Origin of the sequence: Actinocrinis puniceicyclus, from assembly GCF_018283645.1 — a bacterium.
Classification (GTDB): domain Bacteria; phylum Actinomycetota; class Actinomycetes; order Streptomycetales; family Catenulisporaceae; genus Actinocrinis; species Actinocrinis puniceicyclus.
In genome coordinates this window covers 1-2,731 of record NZ_JAGSXH010000260.1, presented here as the reverse complement: position 1 = coordinate 2,731, position 2,731 = coordinate 1, and the positions used below count along the sequence as shown (strand labels likewise).

Here is a 2,731-nt window from a genome sequence, read left to right as displayed (position 1 = left end):
GGGCGGGCGCGTCTCCAGCGGGCCGCGGGGTACGGCCGGAAGGACACGCGGGTTGCCTCGCCCCAGGCGCCCGCGTCGTCAGGGCTGCCAGTGAGATCAGACTAAGGGCCCGATGATTCCAGTCACAAGGCGCGCATGCATGTCAGTTCTCGCATGTATTCCTTCATCGTGAGGTGTCGCGAAGCGGTGTCGCGAAGCGGCGTGCGAGCCGGCAAGCCACACCCCTGATCACGGCCGCCGGCGCACGACGTCCTGCGGCGCGTGCGACAACCGGCCCCGGGTGGAATCGGGGAAGCCCGCCGCGGCTTCAAGTGGTGAACATCCGCCTCGAACCATGCCAACGGCTGGGGGCCGGCGATTTGCCCGGCGATGTCGTCCCGTGTCGCAACCCGGGTCACGACCGGCGCATCATCAGATCGCCCGACAAGTCGGTTCAACGTCCGCGGCTGTGATACTTGAAAGCCAGCACATTCGGATCGCCGGTCGTGAGAATGACGAGATAAAGGCCGCGTACTGCCGCGGACGTGAACATTTCGAACGCCGGTGAGTGTGTCCCGGGGTGTTCAACTGGCGTCGATTCACCGGTTGGACACCCCGCGCGGCCGGTGCGGCGGCGGGCGCCGCGCGCGGGCCGGTGGCGGCGCAATTCCGAATTCTCCGTAATTGCGCTTTCGGCTCAGGCGGCTGATGCCCGCCGGAGGCCGCGGGGGTCGCAGGGGTCGAGATTGTGGCCCCGGCCCGCGACCCGTTAGCGTTCTGCGCGTTCGGCGCCCAAGGTAGGCCGGCATTCCGGTTGCCCTCTGGGTGAACGCGTGATGACCGGGGTGGCAGCGCGGCCGCATTGGGATTCTCGGGGCATGATCTGCAATTCGTGAGACTCCTCGCGAAAAGCTCTTTCCGGCATATGTTGCCGCTGGTTCACGGCTGCTCTCCTTCGCGTGCCGTGAACCGGCGGTAACGGCGTCACGGCGGTTTTTCATCGGCCGGACGGCGCATCGGGGCATGACACGGAACGGCGAACGGGTCGAAGGCTGCGCGAGGAGGACTCGCCGGCCGCTGATCAGCGTGACCGGAATTCCGGCGTGATGTTTTTTCGAAAAGCTTCCGGACAACAGGATGGGGATGACGCCCGTGGCTCGGCGGCAGATCGCGATCGTGGGGATCGCTTCGCGGATGCCGAACTCGTCGGGAGCCGAGGAGTTCTGGCGGTTGCTCCACGGGGGTGTCGATGCAGTCCGCGATCGCGACGCCGACCGTCCCTTCGGCCCGCAGCGCGGCGGTTTCCTCAACGGTATCGACCAGTTCGACGCGGACTTCTTCCGGATGTCTCCGCGTGAGGCCGCCGGGACCGACCCCCAGCAGCGGCTGGCCCTCGAACTGGCCTGGCAGGCCCTTGAGGACGCCGGCATCGTCGCGCCGCAGGCCGCGTGCCCGCCCGCCTCGCCCGGGACGCTCGCGGTGTTCCTGGGCGTCATGGCCGCCGACTACGCCGATCTCGTGGCGATGGGCGGCCCGGACGGCGTCACCCGCCACACGCTGACCGGCCTGGCGCGCTCGATGACCGCCAACCGGGTTTCGCACGTGCTGGGCCAGCAGGGCCCGAGCATCACCGTCGACACCGGGCAGTCGTCGTCGCTGGTCGCGGTGCATCTGGCTTGCGAGAGCCTGCACAAGGGCGAGGCTGACATCGCGCTGGCCGGCGGTGTGCACCTGCACGTCTCCCCGCTGAGCACGGCCGCGGCCGAGGCGGCCGGTGTTCTGTCCCCGGACGGCCGCTGCTTCGTGTTCGACGAGCGCGCCAACGGCTACGTGCGCGGCGAGGGCGGCGGCGTCGTGGTGCTCAAGCCGCTGGCGCGCGCGCTCGAGGACGGTGACCACGTCTACGCGGTGATCGAGGGCAGCGCCGTGGCGACCGGGTGCGGCGATGGCGGTCTGACCGTCCCGAGTGCCGCCGCGCAGGCCCGTGCGATGAGTGACGCGCTGGGCAGCGCCGGAGTCGATCCTGCCCGGGTCCAGTACCTCGAACTGCACGGCACCGGCACGCGCGTCGGCGACCCGGTCGAGGCTGCCGCACTCGGTTCGGTGTACGGCGTCTCGCGCGAGACCCCGCTCGCGGTCGGCTCGGTGAAGACCAACATCGGCCACCTTGAGGGTGCGGCGGGTATCGCGGGCCTGATCAAGACCGTGCTGTGCATCGATAACCGGGAGCTGGTGCCCAGCCTGAACTTCGCGCGGCCCAATCCCGAGATCGACATGGCGGGCCTCGGGCTGCGTGTCGTCGTCGAAAACGAGCCGTGGCCGGCTGACGAAGAGTCGATCGCGGCGGGTGTGACGTCGTTGGGTATCGGCGGCACGTGCTGTCACATGGTGCTGACGGCGGCGCCGAAGTGCGTCGCGCCGCAACCGGAGTCGCCGGTTCGCCCGGCCGGTCCGGTTCCGGTTGTGGTTTCTGCGAAGTCGGATGTGGCGTTGCGTGCGCAGGCGGGGCGGTTGCGGGCGCATTTGCTGGCGCGGCCTGGGTTGGGTGTGCGGGATGTGGCGTTCTCGGCTGCGACGTCGCGTGCTCGGTTTGATCGGCGTGCTGCGGTGGTGGCTGGTGACCGGGATGGTGTGCTTTCCGGGTTGGCGGCGCTTGAGCGTGGTGAGTCGGTGGCTGGTGTGGTCGAGGGGCGGGTTGTTGGGGGTAGGACGGCGTTTTTGTTTTCGGGTCAGGGTGCGCAGCGTGTGGGGA

The 2,731-nt window shown here is 69.2% G+C and carries 1 protein-coding gene; it reads left to right on the top strand.

Annotated features, from left to right (window positions below; all coding sequences use genetic code 11):
* Positions 1-1,122: 1,122 nt before the first annotated feature.
* On the top strand, positions 1,123-2,731 hold a 1,609-nt coding region (locus tag KGA66_RS28540), incomplete at its 3' end, for a beta-ketoacyl synthase N-terminal-like domain-containing protein (protein ID WP_281416883.1).